Origin of the sequence: Fulvimarina pelagi HTCC2506 (genome assembly GCF_000153705.1) — a bacterium.
GTDB lineage: Bacteria > Pseudomonadota > Alphaproteobacteria > Rhizobiales > Rhizobiaceae > Fulvimarina > Fulvimarina pelagi.
In genome coordinates this window covers 2,124,591-2,142,862 of sequence record NZ_DS022272.1, presented here as the reverse complement: position 1 = coordinate 2,142,862, position 18,272 = coordinate 2,124,591, and the positions used below count along the sequence as shown (strand labels likewise).

Below are 18,272 nucleotides of genomic sequence, written 5' to 3'. Positions count from 1 at the left end.
GGCCTCAACATGATTTCGTCAGCACCTTGGCTCAGATCGTCGGAGTCTCTTGTAGCAACTGCTATCGGACTAGCGGCAGCCATTGGATTTTACCTGCAGATCGGTCGAGAAGTACATATCGAAACGCAGGTCGTGTGTATCGTTGCGGTCAGTAGTCTCGTCTTGATCGTTACAGGCCTGAGTTACCGCGTCAGTGGCCGCAGCCAAAGCATTGGTTGCACGACCATCGGCGTTGGGCTGCTCATGCTCTTTACGACGACCCTTTCGATCGTGAATTATCTGACCTTGCCGCTGCAGGTAGCTCCATACGATGAGTTTCTAGTTCGGATCGACGCCCTTATCGGTTTCCATTGGCCCTCGGTGATGGAGGTGGCGAGCCGATATCCGGTCTTCTGTCACATTCTAGGCCTCGTCTACCAGAGCACGATGTGTCAACTCGCGATCCTCGTCACCATTCTGGGGCTCTCAGGTCGAGTGCTCGAGCTCGATCGCCTCCTGTTGACCTTCGCTGTCTCTGCGGTCGGCGTCGTGGCATTCTGGTCCGCTTTTCCGAGCTTGGGGACCATGGCGTATTACGAATTGGACGCAGGCATCGTCGCACGGATAGCTCCGGTTGTCGGACCCGACTACGGTCTCGCCCTGAAGGAGCTATACGCCTCAGGGCCAGATCGAATTGATCCTTGGCAAAGTCTGGGTCTCATAGCATTCCCCTCATTTCACACCGTGCTGGCTTTGATGACGATTTCTTTCGCTCGTTCGGTGAAGTGGTTGTTTCCCTTCGCACTCGCGTTGAATTTGCTGATGATGCCTGCGGTAGTCATACACGGTGGCCACCATTTATTCGATGTATTCGGGGGCATCGTCATGTTCTTCTTGTCACGTGGAGTTGCGGACATGTTTATCGCGCGCTTCTCCCTAAAGGGCCGCCGAAGGCTGGGCGCCGCCGCGAACGCATCCTTCTTCGTCGAGAGCTAGCGTGGGGCCAGGCTTCTGGCCTGTGAGTGAGAAGTCGGCTTCCGCAAGGCCGTTTCGAGGGTTGTGAGCCGCGCTGACCCCAGCTCAGTGTCGATTCCCGGAGATTTTTCATTCTTGATTAACCATACATTGAGGATTGCCGGGCGATAACGACGCGAAGACCTGTGGGATGCCGCAGGAAACGCGGGAGTTATCGATGAACCGAAGCCAAATCATCGTCGTCGGCGTGGCCGCTCTGGCCGCGATTGGCGCAGGTCTCCTCGCCCTCAAAGTCTCCACGCCCTCGCAGCAGGAACCCGTCATCATCACTGCGGCTCCGGCTCAGCCGCCCGTCAAGCTGGAGGACGTCCTGATCTCCTCGGGCGATGTCCCCATGGGAATGCGTTTCGACAACGGCCTCTCGTGGCAGAAATGGCCAGTGGACGGGATCGGCGAAGGCTTTATTCTCAAGAACGACAGGCCTGAAGCCATTGACGAACTGAACGGCTCGATCGCGCGCCAGGCCTTCTTCGCTGGCGAGCCTGTTCGCAGCAGCAAGCTGATCCAGTCCGATTCCGGTTTTATGTCGGCGCTGCTGCCTGCCGGCAAACGGGCTGTCGCAGTGCAGATCGCTGCAGCCACGGCAGCAGGCGGCTTCATTCTGCCGAACGACCATGTCGACGTCATCATGACCCGGCGGGTCGAGGGCGACGGTGGGGCGAACGCCAAAATTCTCACTGAAACTGTCCTGCGCAATCTTCGGGTGCTCGCGATCGACCAGACGATCGAAGACGCCGAAGGTCAGCGCAACGTCGTCGGCTCAGTCGCGACCCTCGAAGTCGACGGCGAACAGGCCGAAGCCCTCACGGCCGCCCAGCAGATCGCAGACCGGTTCGTCCTGTCACTGCGGTCCCTTGCTGACTCGATCCCAGGCTCGCCTGGCTACGCAGCCTTTCTTCTCGCAGAGGAGAAGGCCAGGCGCGGCCCGGTGCGCATCGTTCGTTACGGCAAGGTCGAAGACGTGAAGGTCCCCGAATGAGCGTCTCAATTAATTCACTCCAGAAGTTCGAGGAGCGTGCGATGTCGATCCGACCCTTTCTCCGAGCGCTCGGCCTTACGGCAGCCATTGCTTTAGCCCCGCTCGCTCTGACTCAGACGGCTTATGCAGAGCAGAACGTCGTCCAGATCGGCGCAGGGCATACGCGGATCGAGCTTGGCCTCGACAAGTCGAAGGTGCTTGTTCTGTCGGCAGACGCACATGACATCCTAGTTGCGAATCCTTCGATTGCTGATGCCCTGACTCGCGATCGGCGCCACATCTATCTATTCGGTAAGCAGGTCGGCCAGACTAATCTCATCGTCTTTGACCAGGCCAATCGGCAGATTGCTTCGATCGACATCCAGATAGAGCGCGATATCGCCGGACTCTCTCAGGCAATTGCCAAATACGTCCCGGACTCCGACGTGAAGGTCGAGATCATGAACGACAACGTCGTTCTGACCGGCCGCGTGCGTACTCCCCTCGATTCCAAGCGGGTCAGCCAGATCGCCAGCGCCTATCTCACAGGTGGCGAGGCGACGACCGGCCAATACATTCGCTCGGCTTCGGCTGGCGGCGAGTCGGAAGGCTCGAACGGCGACGTCGCGTTCGCCAGCGAAACCCGCCGCGAAAGCCAGATTATCAACCTCCTGCAGATCGAGGGAGAAGACCAGGTCACGCTGAAGGTGACGGTGGCAGAGGTGCAGCGCTCGATCATCAAGCAACTTGGGCTGAATGGGGCGACGAGTTCCGTGATCGACGGAATGACCTTCGGTTCGCTGATCGACAATCCGTTCGGCCTGGGGAAGGCGGCTTCGAATTCGAATTTCGGCCTTGCCGGCACTATCGGAGATACAGGGATCAGGGCGCAACTCTCCGCCATGGATCAGGCCGGCGTGATGCGGACACTGGCCGAGCCCAATCTCACGGCGATCTCCGGCGAGAGCGCGAGCTTCAAGGTGGGAGGCGAATTCTTACTCCCCACCGGACAAAGCTATGATTACGGCGAAGAGGCGAAACGAGAATTCAAAGGTTTCGATGGCGATGGCCGCGCAATCTACGAAGAAGTCCCGGCGACACGCGACGTACGAACGGTCGAGACCAAGACGATCGAATACGGAATTGGGTTGGATTTCACCCCCGTTGTTTTGTCGCCGGGAAGGATAAGTCTGAAAGTACGCACGTCGGTATCGGAGCCCACGTTCGAAACCCCCTTTGGTTCGTCGGGTGGTTTCGATGGAGGTGTTACAGGGATCGGCATCCGTAAGCGTCTCGCTGACACCACCGTCGAACTGCCTTCGGGCGGATCTCTCGTCATCGCCGGTCTCGTGCGCGACGAGGTCCGGCAGGTCGTCTCGGGTTTTCCAGGCCTGTCGAAGCTTCCGGTCCTCGGCTCCCTGTTCCGCAGCCGCGACTTCCAGCGCTACGAGACCGAACTCGTCGTGATCGTCACGCCCTACCTGGTGCGCCCCGTCGCCCGCGAAGCGCTCGCTCGTCCCGACGATGGTCTTGCGTTCGCCAGCGACGGCGCCAGCAACTTCCTAGGCAAAATTAATCGCGTCTACGGCCATTCCGAAACCAAGCTTCCGCCTGGCCGGTATCACGGCGTAGTCGGTTACATTTACAAATAGGCCGGAGTTTTCGAACCATGATGCAGTCCATCATCCGGCCGCTGGCCACAGCCTCCCTCGTCGGTATCGCTCTCGCGCTGGGTGCCTGCGGCAACGTTCACCACATCGAGGTCGGTTCGGTTCCCGACGACTATCGCACGCGCCATCCGATCGTGGTCTCGGAAGCCGACGAAGCGATCGACATCCCGGTGGTGACCTCCGACCAAAAACTCGCAATGTCCGATAGCGGACGGATTGAGGACTTCGCCCATCGGTTCCGCCGCTCCGGCGCCGATACGATGACGGTCCTCGTTCCCTACGGATCGCGCAATGCCGTCGCCGCCTCGAGCATCTCGCACGAGGCGATCCGGACGCTAATGAAGGCCGGCGTCCGACGCGAGCAGATCGTCATGCAAAGCTATGCTGCGCACGATGCCCTGGGGCCGACCCCGATCCGCCTGACGTTCTCGACGCTCGTCGCTCAGACCGGTCCTTGCGGTCGCTGGCCGGAGGATCTCAACAGCACGCACGAGAACAAGAACTACGCCAATTTCGGCTGCGCCACCCAGCAGAACCTCGCTGCCCAGATCGCCGATCCGCGCGATCTCCTGTCGCCGCGTGGCATGGGGCCGGTCGACGGCGAACGTCGCGATCAGGTGATCGAGAAATACCGCTCGGGCGAGCGCTTCACCTCCGAACAGACCTCCATGGAGAGCGAGTACCGATGGTAAACCGTTCCGAACATCAGGCAGCCGAGACGGCCGAAGACTTCGACAGCGCCGAAGTCGTAGAGAACGTGCGCCCGATCCCGCGCGTTTCGATCCAGGCCTTCTGCGAGAGTGACGCCGTCTGCGCCACTCTTCAGAACGCTGCGAAGGACCGTCGCGTCGCAAAAGCCAATTTCAAGGTCAACATGGGAGGCCATCGCGCTGCGCTCGACCACTTCTCAAGTTCGCCAACGCCCAATCTCGTAATCATCGAGACAAGAATGGACCCGGTCGAGCTCATGGAAGCCCTCGACAGACTGGCAGATGTCTGCGATCCGGGCTCGAAGGTCGTTGTCATCGGGCACTTCAACGATGTTCATCTCTACCGCGAACTGATGCGTTGCGGGATCTCCGAATATCTCGTTGCGCCGATCTCACTGGCGGATGTAATCGGGGCCATCTCAGACATTTTCACCGCCGAGAACGCCGAGCCTCTCGGACGTTCGATCGCCTTTCTCGGAGCGCGTGGCGGGGTAGGGTCGTCGACCGTCGCGCACAACGTGGCGTGGTCGATCTCCCAGCTCTTTGAGATCGAGGTCATCCTCGCCGACTGCGATCTCGCCTTCGGAACAGCGAATATCGATTTCGATCGCGATCCTCCCCAGGGCATGTTCGAGGCGCTTACCTCCTACGAAGAAATGGACGAGACGCTGCTAGACCGCCTTTTGTCCAAGTGCGGTGAGCATCTTTCTCTCTTGACCGCACCTTCGACTCTCGACCGAACCTACGAATTCGATCTGGAAGCTTACCGCATCCTGATCGAGACTGCGCAGCGGACGGCCCCGGTCGTCGCACTCGATACGCCCCATCTTTGGACTGACTGGACGCGTTCGGTCCTGTCCGAGGTCGACCAGGTCGTGCTGACTGCGACCCCTGATCTCGCTAATCTGCGGAACGCCAAGAACATCATCGATACCCTCGCCAAGTTAAGGCCGAACGACGCGCCTCCCGCGCTTGTTCTCAATCAGGTCGGAATTGCGAAGAAGCCCGAGATCGCGATCGAGGAGTTCTGCGAGCCGCTGAACTTAAAACCTTCGATGGTACTCGGCTTCGACCCAGAACTTTTTGGCAATGCCGCCAACGGTGGGATGATGATCCGCCAGAGCGCCCCCCGCCATGAGATCGCGAAGCTCTTCGACGAGCTGGCGCACCAGCTGACGGGTCGTGGAGTCGCCAAGACCCAGAAGAAACCGAGCCTGTTCGATCGCCTCGGACTGAAAGCCAAGAAGAAGGCGGCGTAATGCCCGGTCGTCTCGGCCGAGACGGCGCGAGGTTTCATCCGTAGTCCCCCTGGGACCGATAAATGCAACATCCGGAGAGGTTGAATGTTCGGAAAACGCACCCATCAGAGCAGTTTGCCCGGCGGTGCGGACGTCAAGGAACGTTCGGCCACCGAGTCGCCGAACCCGAAGCCTACAGCGCCTTCAATTGTCGAGCCACCGCGTCGCGCGGCGAGCGAGAGCCGCCACCGTGAAAGCCCGTCGGTGCCCGCCACCGCGCCGGTCAAGCAATCTGGTCCAACTCCTCGTGCAAGCGGAAAGCGCGACGAGGCATTCTACGAGCGAAAGAGTCAGGTCTTTGCCGCACTGATCGACACGATCGATCTTTCGCAACTCGCAGGCATGGATATCGAAGCCGCGCGCGAGGAAATCCGGGACATCGTCAACGACATTATCGCGATCAAGAACTACGCGATGACGATCGCCGAGCAGGAAGACATGCTCGCCGACATTTGTAACGATGTCTTGGGCTACGGCCCGCTCGAACCGCTCCTGATGCGCGACGACATCGCGGACATCATGGTGAACGGCGCAAAACAGACCTTCATCGAGGTCAACGGCAAGACGATCGAAACCAATGTCCAGTTTCGTGACAATCAGCAGCTTCTGAATATCTGCCAGCGCATCGTCAGCCAGGTCGGCCGGCGCGTCGATGAGACCTCGCCGATTTGCGACGCGCGCCTCCCCGACGGAAGCCGTGTCAACGTCATCGCACCTCCGCTCGCGCTCGATGGCGCCGCTCTTACGATTCGTAAGTTCAAGAAGGACAAGCTGACCCTCGATCAGCTCGTCAAGTTTGGCTCGATTACGCCGGAGGGCGCCGAGATCCTTCAGATCATCGGTCGCGTCCGCTGCAACATCGTCATCTCCGGCGGTACCGGCTCGGGCAAGACGACGCTTCTCAACTGTATGACGCATTATATCGATTCGCACGAACGCATCGTCACCTGCGAAGACTCTGCGGAGCTTCAGCTCCAGCAGCCACACGTCGTGCGTCTGGAGACCCGCCCGCCGAACATCGAGGGCGAGGGCGCCATCACCATGCGGGATCTCGTCAAGAACTGCCTGCGCATGCGTCCTGAACGAATTGTGGTCGGCGAGGTGCGCGGACCGGAGGTTTTCGATCTTCTCCAGGCGATGAACACAGGCCATGACGGCTCCATGGGCACGATTCACGCCAACTCACCTCGGGAATGCCTCAACCGAATTGAATCGATGATCGCGATGGGCGGCTATTCACTTCCCTCACGCACGGTCAAGGAGATCATTTGCGGATCGGTCGATGTCATCGTCCAGGCGGCGCGCCTGCGCGACGGTTCGCGTCGCATCACACATGTCACCGAGGTCGTCGGGATGGAAGGCGACGTGATTATCACCCAGGACCTCTTCGTCTATGAAATTCAGGGAGAGGACGCGAACGGTAGGCTCATCGGCAAGCATCGTTCCACCGGCATTGGTCGGCCGAAGTTCTGGGACAAGGCCCGCTACTATGGCGAGGAGAAGCGCCTCGCAACGGCGCTCGACGCAAGCAGTCCGGATAATGAAAGGGACGGCTTCTGATGACGCCTTTCGGCATGATGCTTTTCGTCCTTTTGTCGACCATCTCGGCCGGCTGTCTGGCCTATGCGTTCATGCAGCCGAAGCTTGCCGCTTCGAAGCGTGTCGCCGCCCGCAAAACGACCTATTCGCGCGACGAGGCGTCCCGTACGCGCGTGATCGAAGCCAAGGAACGGATGCAGGAGCAGGCTAAACGCCGTCGAGCCCTCCAGAACAATCTCAAGGATCTAGAGGATCGAGCGAAAGAGCGCGGCGGCCATTCCGCCAAGCCGACGCTGCAGCAGAGGATCGATCAGGCCGGCCTGAAGATCACCGCGAAGAAGTTCAGGCTGATCTCGGCCGGTCTCGCCGCAGCTGCCTTTCTCCTCACACTCGTTTTTGGATTGCCGATACTGGCTACTTTGGGAATTGCCGTCGTCGCAGGGCTTGGTCTTCCGCGCGCCTTCCTTTCCAATCGCCGCAAAAAGCGGATCAACGATTTTTCAAACAGTTTCCCGACAGCGATCGATCTTATCGTACGCGGCGTGAAAGCGGGTCTGCCGCTTAACGATACCCTTAGAACCGTCGTCAGTGACGTACCCGACCCAGTGTCGAGCGAATTTCAGAAGGTTGTCGAAGCCCAGCAGATGGGCGTGACGCTCGGCGATGCCTGCGATCGCCTCTACAAGCAGGTTCCATTGCCCGAAACGAACTTCTTCGCGATCGTGATCGCGATCCAGTCGCAGGCGGGCGGCAATCTCTCCGAGGCGCTCGGCAATCTGTCCAGAGTGCTTCGCGAGCGTAAGAAGATGCGACAGAAGATTCAGGCCGTCTCGATGGAGGCGAAAGCTTCCGCATCGATCATCGGTTCGATCCCCGTCCTTGTTGCCAGTATGATCTACATGACGTCGCCCGACTATCTCAACGTCCTTCTTCACGATCCTCGGGGAAACATTGTGTTGATCGCATCGGCCGTCTGGATGCTGATCGGCGTCCTGATCATGAAGAAGATGATCAACTTCGACATTTAACGGCGCGAGGCATCACACCAACGAGCCTGTCCGCAGCAAAGCCGCCCGAAAGAGCTGATCCCAATGCAAGGCGTGTTCGCAATATTCGGCATCGAGCCGGAAGTTTTCTTCAGCGTCGTCCTGTCGCTTGCTGTGTTTGCGAGCGTTCTCGCTGTCGTTCTGCCGCAGCTCGAACGCAACCGCCTACAAAGCCGCATGAAGTCGGTCGCTATCGAGCGCGACGAAATGCGGGCGCGTGAACGCGCCCGGCTAGGGCGCGACAAGGGCGGTAAGCCGAGCTTGCGTCAGGTCGAAGAACGCGGTTTCGTTTCACGAGTCGTCACATCGCTGAACCTGCGAAAGGCGCTTGTCGACGACGCGACGATCGCAAAGCTCCGTGTCGCGGGCTTTAGAAGCCAGCGTCATCTCACCCTGTTTCTCTTCCTGCGGATCGCGCTGGCGCTGGCGCTTTTTGCCTTCGCTGCGCTTTACGTGTTGGGACTTGGACTGCTCGCCGAGCAACCGCTCATGATGCGAATCGTAGCCTGCGTTGGTGCAGCCTATATCGGTTTCGTCCTACCGGTGATGTATCTGCGGAACGCCGCGACCAAGCGCCAAGCGTCGATCCAACGGGCCTGGCCGGATGCACTCGATCTTCTTCTGATATGTGTCGAGTCCGGTAAATCGATCGAGGCCTCATTCCGGAAGGTTGCCGAGGAGATCGGTATACAGTCGATTGCCCTCGCCGAGGAGCTCATGCTCACCTGTGCGGAACTGTCCTATCTGCCCGAGCGCCGCACCGCCTACGATAATCTTATCCTCCGGACCGATCTCGAAGGCGTACGCGCGACCATGACCGCACTGACGCAAGCTGAGCGATACGGCACGCCGATCGGTTCGGCACTGCGCACCATGGCTCAGGAAAACCGTGACCTCCGCATGAATGCTGCCGAAAAGAAGGCTGCCGCGCTGCCACCGAAGTTGACCGTGCCGATGATCGTGTTTTTTCTACCGGTACTGATGGCTATTATCCTGGCGCCTGCCGCGATCAGCATGATCGATGCGATGTAGGGGCGTATCACTCCTTCGCGTGTTTTCGCTCGCCGCTCGTTAGGCGGGTTGGCGTTCATCTGTGCTGTTGGTGGCGATCTGATCCCGCTTATCGAAGAGTGGCGACTTTTCGCCTTCACTCGGTCCCGTCCTGTAAGACTTGCCGGTTGAAACGGTGCCGAGCGGGGGCATCGCTTCGCCTAGGAAGGTGTCGATCGCTTCGAGCAATGGCTCGCGATAGCGGTCCCTTTCCTGAAGCAGCTCGTGCCGAGCCTCCGGCAGTGTAAGGCTGGAGGCCGTCCGCATGCGCCAAGCGAGCCGTTCGGCGGCACGGGTCGAAACGACGCGATCGGATCCTGCGCAGATGAACAGCGTCGGTATGGCTTGTCGCGCAATGACAGTCGAGCGATCAAACCTTTTCATTGCGCCCGTCATGCTGGCGACCCAGCCAAACGTCGGGGCGCCAAGGAACAGGCCGGGATGAGTGGTCGCCAGACGTTTGTTCCGCTCGAAGCGACGTGGATCACTGGTTAGCGTATTGTCGGCGGGCGTTCCGACCGCTCCGGGAAGCGCTCCGAGTTTTACAGGCACACGCCCTAAGCCGAAAAGTCTCGCGATCCATGCGACGCCGGCGACGAGGGGGGAGGGGATCCAACTGTCTGGTAGGGAGACGAGAGGTGCCGTCAGGACCATGCGCTCGATGCGATTGACGAGTTGTTCTGCAGCGACGAGCGCGACAAGCGCGCCCATTGAATGGGCGAGCACAGCATAAGGCGGGCGGCAGTCTGGAAGGAGAAGATGCTTCACTACGCATTCCAGATCGTCGAGGTAGCCTTTCATTCGGCGGATATGGCCGATCCGCCGTCCCGCCTTCCGCGGACGCGGAGCCTTCTCTCCAGGCTTGTGCCGCCGCGCAGCCGACGCGCCTTGGCCGCGCCAGTCGAAGGTCGTGACCGTGAAGCCTCGCGCGTTCAGATCGGCCATCGTTTCGAAATACTTCTCGACGGTCTCGTTTCGCCCTTGAAGCAACAGGATTGTCCCACGACTGCCACCGTCCGGCTTCGAGATGGCGCAACGAAGTTCGATTCCATCCGTCGTTGTCACCAGCCTTGCTACGAGATTTGGCGGCGCAGGATTGCCCTCGATCTCTACGAAACCATCGGGCGTTTTGTGTTCCGTCATTGAAAAAACCAACTGAAATGGTGCCACCGGTCATGACAGCCGGCCTTTCCGGGCCGGCGAGTATCCTTATCGCCGGTCCTGCCAAACCGTCAAAGCCTTCATTCCGTAGCCCGAACTACAGTGCGTGGAAATGAGCGAACCGGGAGTCCCGCTCGGGATCTCCCGGCTCTAGCGGCCACAGCGGAAGGGACGGGACGCTGCGACCGATTTCGTGCCGCCTCCGCGCATTGGTCTATGGGACGGGACGGATCGCGCTCGGTGCTAAGTCTTATATATCAAAACGACTGACGCGTCGAAGTGCGCACCGGTCGAAGCTGTTAAATCTAGTTATCCGGTCATGAATATGGCCGAACGCTCGTATTCATACCGGGTTAATGGCGTGTGCGAGTGCTAAGCGTTTGCACTCGGACTGTCGCGGATGAGTTCCCCGGGAATCGTCTCGGCAGTCGCGAATTTTTTTCAATTGCCAACGCGAGGGTCTCTTGAACCGGATTTCGGCAAAAACCATTTTTCCATTGTGGCCGCCGAAAGGGGCCGCGCACTGGAGAACGCCGCCTAACGGGGCGTTTAAGACCGGTTTAAGGTACACGCACATCGTTGCTTCTTAAGGAGAACACCCATGCGTCACGTTGATTTTGGCCCGCTTTATCGCTCGACCGTCGGCTTCGATCGCTTGTTTTCGATGCTCGATAACGTCTCGCAGCCCGAAAGCGGCCAGACCTACCCGCCCTACAATATCGAGCGCACCGGCGAGAACGACTATCGCATCACCATGGCGGTCGCAGGCTTCGCCGAAGACGAACTCTTTATAGAGTCCCGTGAGAACACGCTTCTGGTCAAGGGCGAAAAGGTTGAGACGGAGAACGAAAACAGCGTCGAATACCTTCATCGCGGCATTGCTGGCCGGGCCTTTGAGAGGCGCTTCCAGCTTGCCGATCATGTCGAGGTTCGTGGTGCCAGCCTCAAGAACGGCCTGCTTCACGTAGAACTCGAGCGGGTCATTCCCGAGCAGATGAAGCCGAGGAAGATCGAGATTTCGACTGCCGGTAACCAGAATGCCAAAAAGATCGAGACAGAGGCTGCCTGATTGCAGGCCCAAGGTCACGGAACGGCGTCCCGAAAGGGGCGCCGTTTTCGTTTGGGGCCTACTCTTGATGGATGGAACAAAATAGCGGCGACTGAAAAGCCGCCGCAGTCGTGGAACGAATTCTTATCAGTCATCCCTGTCGAGGATGGGTTGGCGCGCGCGTCGTGGACCGCACGAGATCCGTCATCATCCCCGCTTGCGGTTCGGGGTGGATCTTACCTTCGTCGTTGCGTCTGAGCTGCGTCCAGCCAGCCATCCATTCGGTCCTGTTTTTTGAACCGCGTGGATACTCGCAGGCCGACATCGGAAGATTGGCTTTGTAAGCGAGCTTGCCTTGGTCGAATGCACTGGTCGACATGGGATTTCTCCTTTCTGTCAGACCCGTCTATCGAGGCGGATCGAGAGAACAATCGATCCTGTCAGTCCGCGGTTCCCAGATTGCGCAGAAACTCTTCGACATCCGTCTGTTCGGTTGACCAAGACGTTACGAGGCGCGCAAGCATCTCGCCCTCTCTGAGAATCTCATGCATGCCGTGCGGCACGTTCCAATCGTAAAAGACAGCGCCTGCAGCCCTCAGCGCTTCCGCTTTCGTTCGACCGATGATCGCGAAGACCTCGTTGGATTTTGTAGGCCAGGCCTGACGCGCATTATCCGAAGCGTCGAGGCCGTCACGCAGATGGTCGGCCATGCGGTTGGAGTGGGCTGCGAGGCGCAGCCACAGGCCATCCTCCAGATAGGCGGTGAGCTGCGCAGCGACGAAGCGCGTCTTCGAGAACAGCTGCGCTCCGCGCTTGCGAATATAGGGGAATTGGCTCGCCTTTTCGGGATCGAAGACGACGATCGCTTCGGCGCACCAGCAGCCGTTCTTCGTCGCGCCGAAGGACAGGATGTCGACGCCGAGCTTCCAGGTCATTTCGGCCGGCGACATGTCAGTCGCGCTGAGGGCGTTGGCGAAGCGCGCGCCGTCCATGTGCAGAGTCAGGCCGCGCGCGTGGGTGATCGCAGCGATCGCCTCGACCTCGCTTCGGCTATAGAGCGTGCCGGCCTCGCCGGGCTGGCTGATTGATACCGCCATTGGCTGACCCGCGTGGACGAAATCCGGTTTGAAGCGGGAAAGCTCCCTTTCCAGATTCAACGGGTCGATCTTGCCGTCCGCTCCGTCCACCGGCGCCATACGGGCGCCGTGTGTAAAGAATTCTGGTGCCCCGCACTCGTCCTCAATGACGTGCGCCTCGCGGTGACACATGACGACGCCGCCCGGCCGGTTGACGGACGCAAAGGCGAGTGCGTTTGCCGCGGTTCCTGTGCCGACGAAGAAGACTGCGACCTTGCGCTCGAACAATTCGTCGAAGCGTTTCTCGACGGCTTTGTCGAGGGCGCTCGCGCCATAGGCAGCCGCCATGCCGGCGCTTTCGCGCGCTATTGATTCGTTGATGGCGGGGTGTGCGCCGGACCAGTTGTCGGATGCAAAGTTCATGGGAAGGCGGGGTATAGTGGAGCAGTGCGACGCGCAAGATGCTGCTGACACGCACCGCATCAGTGCTGGCTGCGCGGCTTTCCGCCCGATTGCGGGGCTCTTGCGTCTCTGGCACAATTTCGATAATAGGACAGCAATGCTGCCATAATTTTCCGGGCAGGGAGCCAACCGCTCCGGAAGGCCTGACAAACGAGGGACGCCGCCGGATAGTCACGGCCGCTTCAGCCCTCAGGCGGATGGAGACACTTGCGGACCGGGTGAATGGCCCGTAACCGCGTCACCCATCAGGAAAGATTTTTGAAGAATCGCGTCGGCTGCGGCGACGCGGGAGAGGACGACGACGCGATGACGAAGATGACGCCATCCCTCGAACTCGGCGCTTCGAGCGCGCCCACCGCGCTCACCGTGAATCTGCCGATGCCGGCAGTGATCGCGGATTTCGATCGGACCCGTCCGACGCGCGCTGGTCTCTATGATCCGCGCAACGAGCACGATGCCTGCGGCGTCGGCTTCATCGCACACATGAAGAACGAGAAGTCCCATTCGATCGTCGCGAAGGGCCTCGAGATCCTGGAGAACCTTACCCATCGCGGTGCTGTCGGTGCCGATCCGCTGATGGGCGACGGTGCAGGCATGCTCGTTCAGATCCCGCACGAGTTCTTCAAGGCGGTGATGAGCGAGCAGGGCGTCGAACTGCCGGAACCCGGACACTACGGCGTCGCCCACATCTTCATGCCGCGGGACGAGGCTATGCGGGCGCGCATTCTCGACATCGTCGAGGAATCGGTCGCGACCGAGGGCCAGTCAATCCTCGGCTGGCGCGACGTGCCGGTCTCAAACGATTCGCTCTCCACTGCGCCGGAGATCGTCGCGACGGAGCCCGTTCATCAGCAACTCTTCATCCGCCGCTCCGACGATGTCGCGACCGAGGACGATTTCGAACGCAAGCTCTACATCCTGCGCAAGGTGATCTCGAACCGCGTGCAGGCCGAAGAGGATGGCCGCGATCACGGCTTCTACCCGGTCTCGTTCTCCTGCCGCACCATCGTCTACAAGGGGATGTTCCTCGCCTACCAGCTCGGCCGCTATTATTCAGACCTGAAGGACGAACGCTTCACGTCCGCGCTTGCGCTGGTGCACCAGCGCTTCTCGACCAACACCTTCCCGTCCTGGAAGCTGTCGCATCCGTACCGGATGATCGCTCATAACGGCGAAATCAACACGCTCCGCGGCAACGTGAACTGGATGGCGGCGCGGCAGGCGTCGGTCGATTCCGAGCTTTTCGGCAACGATATCTCCAAGCTTTGGCCGATCTCCTACGAGGGACAGTCGGATACCGCCTGCTTCGACAACGCGCTCGAATTTCTTGTCGAGGGAGGTTATCCGCTCGCCCATGCGATGATGATGCTGATCCCGGAGGCCTGGGCCGGCAACAAGCAGATGGCGCCAGAAACTCAGGCTTTCTACGAGTATCATGCTGCCCTGATGGAGCCCTGGGACGGGCCGGCCGCGGTCGCCTTCACCGACGGTCGGCAGATCGGCGCGACGCTCGACCGTAATGGCCTACGTCCGGCCCGATATATCGTAACGGACGACGACCTCGTGATCATGGCCTCGGAAGCCGGCACGCTTGCGATCGACGATTCAAAGGTCGTCAAGAAGTGGCGTCTCCAGCCGGGTCGCATGCTGCTCATCGACCTCGAGAAGGGACGCATCGTCTCCGACGAAGAGATCAAGAAGGAGATGGCTGAGGCTCATCCGTATGCGGATTGGGTGAAGAATACTCAGATCATTCTCGAGAACTTGAAGCCCGTCGCTCCGCGAGCCTCGCGTTCCGACGTTTCCCTTCTCGATCGCCAGCAGGCCTTCGGCTATACGTTGGAGGACACTCGCGCTTTGATGGCCCCGATGGCCACTACGGGCCAAGAGGGCATCGGCTCCATGGGCACCGACACGCCGATCTCGGCGATGTCGGGGGAGGCCAAGCTTCTTTACACCTATTTCAAGCAGAACTTCGCGCAGGTGACGAACCCGCCGATCGATCCGATCCGGGAAGAGCTGGTGATGAGCCTCGTCTCCTTCATCGGTCCGCGCCCGAACATCTTCGATCTGGAAGGAATGTCGCGCAAGAAGCGGCTCGAAGTGCGTCAGCCCATCCTGACGAACGGCGACCTCGAAAAGATTCGGAACATCGGCCACACCGAGGATCGCTTCGACACGAAGACGATCGACATGACCTACCCGGCGGCGCAAGGGTCCGACGGTATGGAAGGCGCGCTCGAACGGCTCTGCGAGAGGGCCGAGGCGGCGGTCGTCGGCGGCTACAACATCATCATCTTGTCGGACCGGCAGGTCGGCCCGGATCGGCTGCCGATCCCGGCTTTGCTTGCCTGCGCGGCCGTCCACCATCACCTGATCCGCAAGGGTCTTCGGACGGCGGCGGGTCTCGTCATCGAGTCCGGCGAGCCGCGCGAGGTCCATCACTTCGCGTGTCTGGCGGGCTACGGCGCGGAGGCGATCAATCCCTATCTCGCCTTCGACTCGTTGCTCGCCATGCACCAGCGCGGCGACTTCCCGCCGGAAGTCGACAGCAACGAGGTCGTGACCCGCTACATAAAGGCGATCGGCAAGGGCATTTTGAAGGTCATGTCTAAGATGGGCATCTCGACCTACCAGTCCTATTGCGGCGCGCAGATCTTCGATGTTGTCGGCCTCAACACCGAATTCGTCGAAAAGTATTTCACCCGGACCGCCACCACTATCGAGGGGATTGGTCTCGCGGAGGTCGCCAAGGAAAGCGAGCAGCGCCATAGCGCGGCCTTCTCCGACGATCCGGTACTGGCGCGTTCACTCGCGGTTGGCGGCGAATACGCCTATCGAATCCGCGGCGAGAAGCACATGTGGACGCCCGACAACGTGGCGACCCTTCAGCATGCTGTGAGGACCGACAGTTGGGAGCGCTATCAGGAATATGCTGCCCAGGTGAATGATGCGACGACCGAGCAGCAAACCATTCGTGGCCTGTTCCGGATCAAGAATGCCGAGGAGCAGGGCCGGAAGCCGATCCCGATCGACGAGGTCGAGCCCGCCAAGGACATCGTCCGGCGCTTTGTAACCGGCGCCATGTCATTCGGTTCGATCTCTCGCGAGGCGCATACTACGCTCGCCCGCGCGATGAACCGGATTGGCGGCAAGTCGAACACAGGCGAAGGCGGTGAGGAGCCGGACCGCTTCCAGCCTTTGCGCGACGGAACGTCCAACCCAGAGCGCTCCGCGATCAAGCAGATCGCCTCGGGCCGCTTCGGTGTGACGACGGAATATCTCGTCAACGGCGACATGCTGCAGATCAAGATCGCACAAGGGGCGAAGCCCGGCGAGGGCGGTCAGCTGCCAGGCCACAAGGTAGACGCGACCATCGCCAAGGTTCGCTTCTCGACGCCAGGCGTCGGCCTTATCTCGCCGCCGCCGCACCACGACATCTATTCGATCGAGGATCTGGCCCAGCTGATCTACGATCTGAAGAACGTGAACCCGGCGGCCGACGTCTCGGTCAAGCTCGTCTCGGAGGTCGGCTGCGGAACTGTCGCGGCGGGCGTTGCCAAGGCGCGCGCCGACCATGTCACGATCTCGGGCTATGACGGCGGCACGGGCGCTTCGCCGCTGACCTCGATCAAGCACGCCGGTTCGCCGTGGGAGATGGGTCTCGCGGAAACCCAGCAGACTTTGGTGCTCAACGGCCTTCGTTCGCGCATCTGCCTGCAGGTTGACGGTGGCCTGCGGACCGGCCGCGACGTGCTCATTGGCGCGCTGCTCGGGGCGGACGAATTCGGCTTCTCGACTGCGCCGCTGATCGCGGCCGGCTGCATCATGATGCGCAAGTGCCATCTCAACACCTGCCCGGTCGGCGTCGCGACCCAGGATCCGGTCCTGCGCCAGCGCTTCAAGGGCGCACCGGAGCATGTGGTGAATTACTTCTTCTACGTTGCGGAAGAGGTGCGCATGCTGATGGCCGAGATGGGCGTGAAGTCGCTCGCCGACCTCATCGGTCAGTCCGATTGGCTCGATAAGCGCGAGGTCATAGAGCATTGGAAGGCTCGGGGTCTCGACTTCACCAATGTCTTCTTCAAGCCGAAGGCCGAAAAGGAGGAGATGCGCTGGACCAAACTCCAGAAGCATCCAATCGACGACGTTCTTGACCGTAAGCTTATCAAGGAGGCCGAGGCAGCGCTCACGGCCCGCCAGAAGGTCGAGATCGAGACCAAGATCATTAACGTCGACCGTTCGGCTGGTGCGATGCTTTCGGGCGAGGTTTGCAAGCGCTTCGGTCTGAAGGGCCTGCGAGATGACACGATCCACGTGAAGCTGACCGGCACGGCCGGCCAAAGCTTCGGCGCGTTCCTCGCCCATGGCATCACATTCGAACTTTCTGGTGAAGCAAACGATTACGTCGGAAAAGGCATTTCCGGCGGTCGACTCATCGTCAAGCCGGGCGAGAATTCCAGGGTCGTTCCCGAGGAGTCCATCATCGTCGGCAACACGGTGCTCTATGGGGCTATCTCCGGCGAGTGCTACTTCAGGGGCGTTGCCGGCGAGCGCTTCGCCGTCCGCAATTCCGGCGCGATCGCGGTCGTCGAGGGCGCGGGCGATCATGGCTGCGAGTACATGACCGGCGGCGTTGTCGTCATTCTCGGCAAGACCGGCCGCAACTTCGCGGCAGGCATGTCGGGCGGTGTCGCCTATGTCTTCGACGAACTCGGCGACTTCTCCGAGCGCTGCAACATGGCAATGGTCGATCTCGAACCGGTGCCGGAGGAAGACGATCTCCTCGAAAAGCTGCATCACCACGGCGGCGATCTGCAGCACAAGGGCCGCGTCGACGTTTCCTCGGACATGACGCGCCACGACGACGAGCGGCTGTTCCAGTTGATCTCGAACCATCTCCATTACACCGGCTCGACCCGCGCAAAGGAAATGCTCGACAATTGGGAGCACTACCGACCGAAGTTCGTGAAGGTCATGCCGGTCGAATACCGCCGCGCGCTACAGGAGATGGAGCGCATGAAAATCGGCGTCGCCGCGGAATGAGCGAGGCCTGACCTCATTCGTTTCTGAAGGCCTCGGATGCGCCGCGTGTCTGAGGCCTTTTTCTCTGTCTGCCCCGCCGAATAGCTCCTCTATCGGGCGTCCATGCCGTCGCAAGATTGCAGGGCCTCCCTAGATAGGGTCCAAAGCCGTGCGAGGAGCGCGGCCGTCGCCGAAACCAAAGAAGGACGAAAAAA

Annotated in this window: 12 protein-coding genes and 1 pseudogene; 10 read left to right on the top strand and 3 right to left on the bottom strand. The window is 60.3% G+C overall.

Annotated elements, in window-relative coordinates:
• Positions 1-9 precede the first annotated feature (9 nt).
• The 8 genes from FP2506_RS09940 to FP2506_RS09905 all read left to right on the top strand — a co-directional run bounded on the left by FP2506_RS09940 (position 10) and on the right by FP2506_RS09905 (position 9,267).
• A complete protein-coding gene (locus FP2506_RS09940) occupies positions 10-975 on the top strand; it encodes a phosphatase PAP2 family protein (RefSeq protein WP_007067337.1) in 966 nt (321 codons plus the stop codon).
• Between the two features lie 196 nt (positions 976-1,171).
• Positions 1,172-1,993, top strand: a complete 822-nt coding sequence (cpaB, locus tag FP2506_RS09935) for a Flp pilus assembly protein CpaB (RefSeq protein WP_040489713.1) — start codon at positions 1,172-1,174, stop codon at positions 1,991-1,993.
• Positions 1,990-3,624 carry a type II and III secretion system protein family protein gene (locus FP2506_RS09930; protein ID WP_007067335.1) on the top strand — a complete coding sequence of 545 codons (1,635 nt, stop codon included), beginning with the start codon at positions 1,990-1,992 and terminating at the stop codon, positions 3,622-3,624. Before cpaB ends, FP2506_RS09930 begins: the two co-directional genes overlap by 4 nt.
• A gap of 17 nt (positions 3,625-3,641) precedes the next feature.
• Complete coding sequence (locus tag FP2506_RS09925) at positions 3,642-4,334, top strand: CpaD family pilus assembly protein (RefSeq protein WP_007067334.1); 693 nt, start codon at positions 3,642-3,644, stop codon at positions 4,332-4,334.
• Positions 4,328-5,611, top strand: a complete 1,284-nt coding sequence (locus tag FP2506_RS09920; protein WP_007067332.1) for a CpaE/TadZ family protein — start codon at positions 4,328-4,330, stop codon at positions 5,609-5,611. The genes FP2506_RS09925 and FP2506_RS09920 overlap by 7 nt, the downstream gene beginning before the upstream one ends.
• Positions 5,612-5,695: 84 nt before the next feature.
• Complete coding sequence (locus FP2506_RS09915; protein WP_007067331.1) at positions 5,696-7,210, top strand: TadA family conjugal transfer-associated ATPase; 1,515 nt, start codon at positions 5,696-5,698, stop codon at positions 7,208-7,210.
• On the top strand, positions 7,210-8,217 hold the full coding sequence (locus FP2506_RS09910; RefSeq protein WP_007067330.1) for a type II secretion system F family protein: 1,008 nt from the start codon (positions 7,210-7,212) through the stop codon (positions 8,215-8,217). Before FP2506_RS09915 ends, FP2506_RS09910 begins: the two co-directional genes overlap by 1 nt.
• Positions 8,218-8,280: 63 nt before the next feature.
• Positions 8,281-9,267: a type II secretion system F family protein gene (locus FP2506_RS09905; RefSeq protein WP_007067329.1), complete on the top strand. Its 987-nt coding sequence runs from the start codon at positions 8,281-8,283 to the stop codon at positions 9,265-9,267.
• A gap of 39 nt (positions 9,268-9,306) precedes the next feature.
• Here FP2506_RS09905 and FP2506_RS09900 read toward each other — a convergent pair whose 3' ends face one another.
• Complete coding sequence (locus FP2506_RS09900) at positions 9,307-10,428, bottom strand: alpha/beta fold hydrolase (RefSeq protein WP_007067328.1); 1,122 nt, start codon at positions 10,426-10,428, stop codon at positions 9,307-9,309.
• A 619-nt stretch (positions 10,429-11,047) separates the two neighbouring features.
• Between FP2506_RS09900 and FP2506_RS09895 the strand changes: the two genes are divergently transcribed.
• A complete protein-coding gene (locus FP2506_RS09895; protein WP_007067327.1) occupies positions 11,048-11,515 on the top strand; it encodes an Hsp20 family protein in 468 nt (155 codons plus the stop codon).
• Between the two features lie 130 nt (positions 11,516-11,645).
• Here the strand turns inward: FP2506_RS09895 and FP2506_RS09890 are convergent, their stop codons facing one another.
• Positions 11,646-11,873, bottom strand: a complete 228-nt coding sequence (locus FP2506_RS09890; RefSeq protein ID WP_007067326.1) for an Rmf/CrpP family protein — start codon at positions 11,871-11,873, stop codon at positions 11,646-11,648.
• A 61-nt stretch (positions 11,874-11,934) separates the two neighbouring features.
• Positions 11,935-12,993, bottom strand: a complete 1,059-nt coding sequence (locus FP2506_RS09885) for a threonine aldolase family protein (RefSeq protein WP_007067325.1) — start codon at positions 12,991-12,993, stop codon at positions 11,935-11,937.
• A 459-nt stretch (positions 12,994-13,452) separates the two neighbouring features.
• Here FP2506_RS09885 and gltB point away from each other — a divergent pair.
• Positions 13,453-18,078, top strand: a pseudogene (gene gltB, locus FP2506_RS09880) (glutamate synthase large subunit); the annotation flags it as partial.
• Positions 18,079-18,272: the final 194 nt, after the last annotated feature.

Excerpts from the sequence above, each read along its gene's own strand:
- FP2506_RS09915 (WP_007067331.1), top strand. The coding sequence starts at position 5,696 with ATGTTCGGAAAACGCACCCATCAGAGCAGTTTGCCCGGCGGTGCGGAC.
- FP2506_RS09910 (WP_007067330.1), top strand. The coding sequence starts at position 7,210 with ATGACGCCTTTCGGCATGATGCTTTTCGTCCTTTTGTCGACCATCTCG.
- FP2506_RS09905 (WP_007067329.1), top strand. The coding sequence starts at position 8,281 with ATGCAAGGCGTGTTCGCAATATTCGGCATCGAGCCGGAAGTTTTCTTC.
- FP2506_RS09930 (WP_007067335.1), top strand. The coding sequence starts at position 1,990 with ATGAGCGTCTCAATTAATTCACTCCAGAAGTTCGAGGAGCGTGCGATG.
- FP2506_RS09895 (WP_007067327.1), top strand. The coding sequence starts at position 11,048 with ATGCGTCACGTTGATTTTGGCCCGCTTTATCGCTCGACCGTCGGCTTC.
- FP2506_RS09925 (WP_007067334.1), top strand. The coding sequence starts at position 3,642 with ATGATGCAGTCCATCATCCGGCCGCTGGCCACAGCCTCCCTCGTCGGT.
- FP2506_RS09900 (WP_007067328.1), bottom strand. The coding sequence starts at position 10,428 with ATGACGGAACACAAAACGCCCGATGGTTTCGTAGAGATCGAGGGCAAT.
- FP2506_RS09940 (WP_007067337.1), top strand. The coding sequence starts at position 10 with ATGATTTCGTCAGCACCTTGGCTCAGATCGTCGGAGTCTCTTGTAGCA.
- FP2506_RS09920 (WP_007067332.1), top strand. The coding sequence starts at position 4,328 with ATGGTAAACCGTTCCGAACATCAGGCAGCCGAGACGGCCGAAGACTTC.
- cpaB (WP_040489713.1), top strand. The coding sequence starts at position 1,172 with ATGAACCGAAGCCAAATCATCGTCGTCGGCGTGGCCGCTCTGGCCGCG.
- FP2506_RS09885 (WP_007067325.1), bottom strand. The coding sequence starts at position 12,993 with ATGAACTTTGCATCCGACAACTGGTCCGGCGCACACCCCGCCATCAAC.
- FP2506_RS09890 (WP_007067326.1), bottom strand. The coding sequence starts at position 11,873 with ATGTCGACCAGTGCATTCGACCAAGGCAAGCTCGCTTACAAAGCCAAT.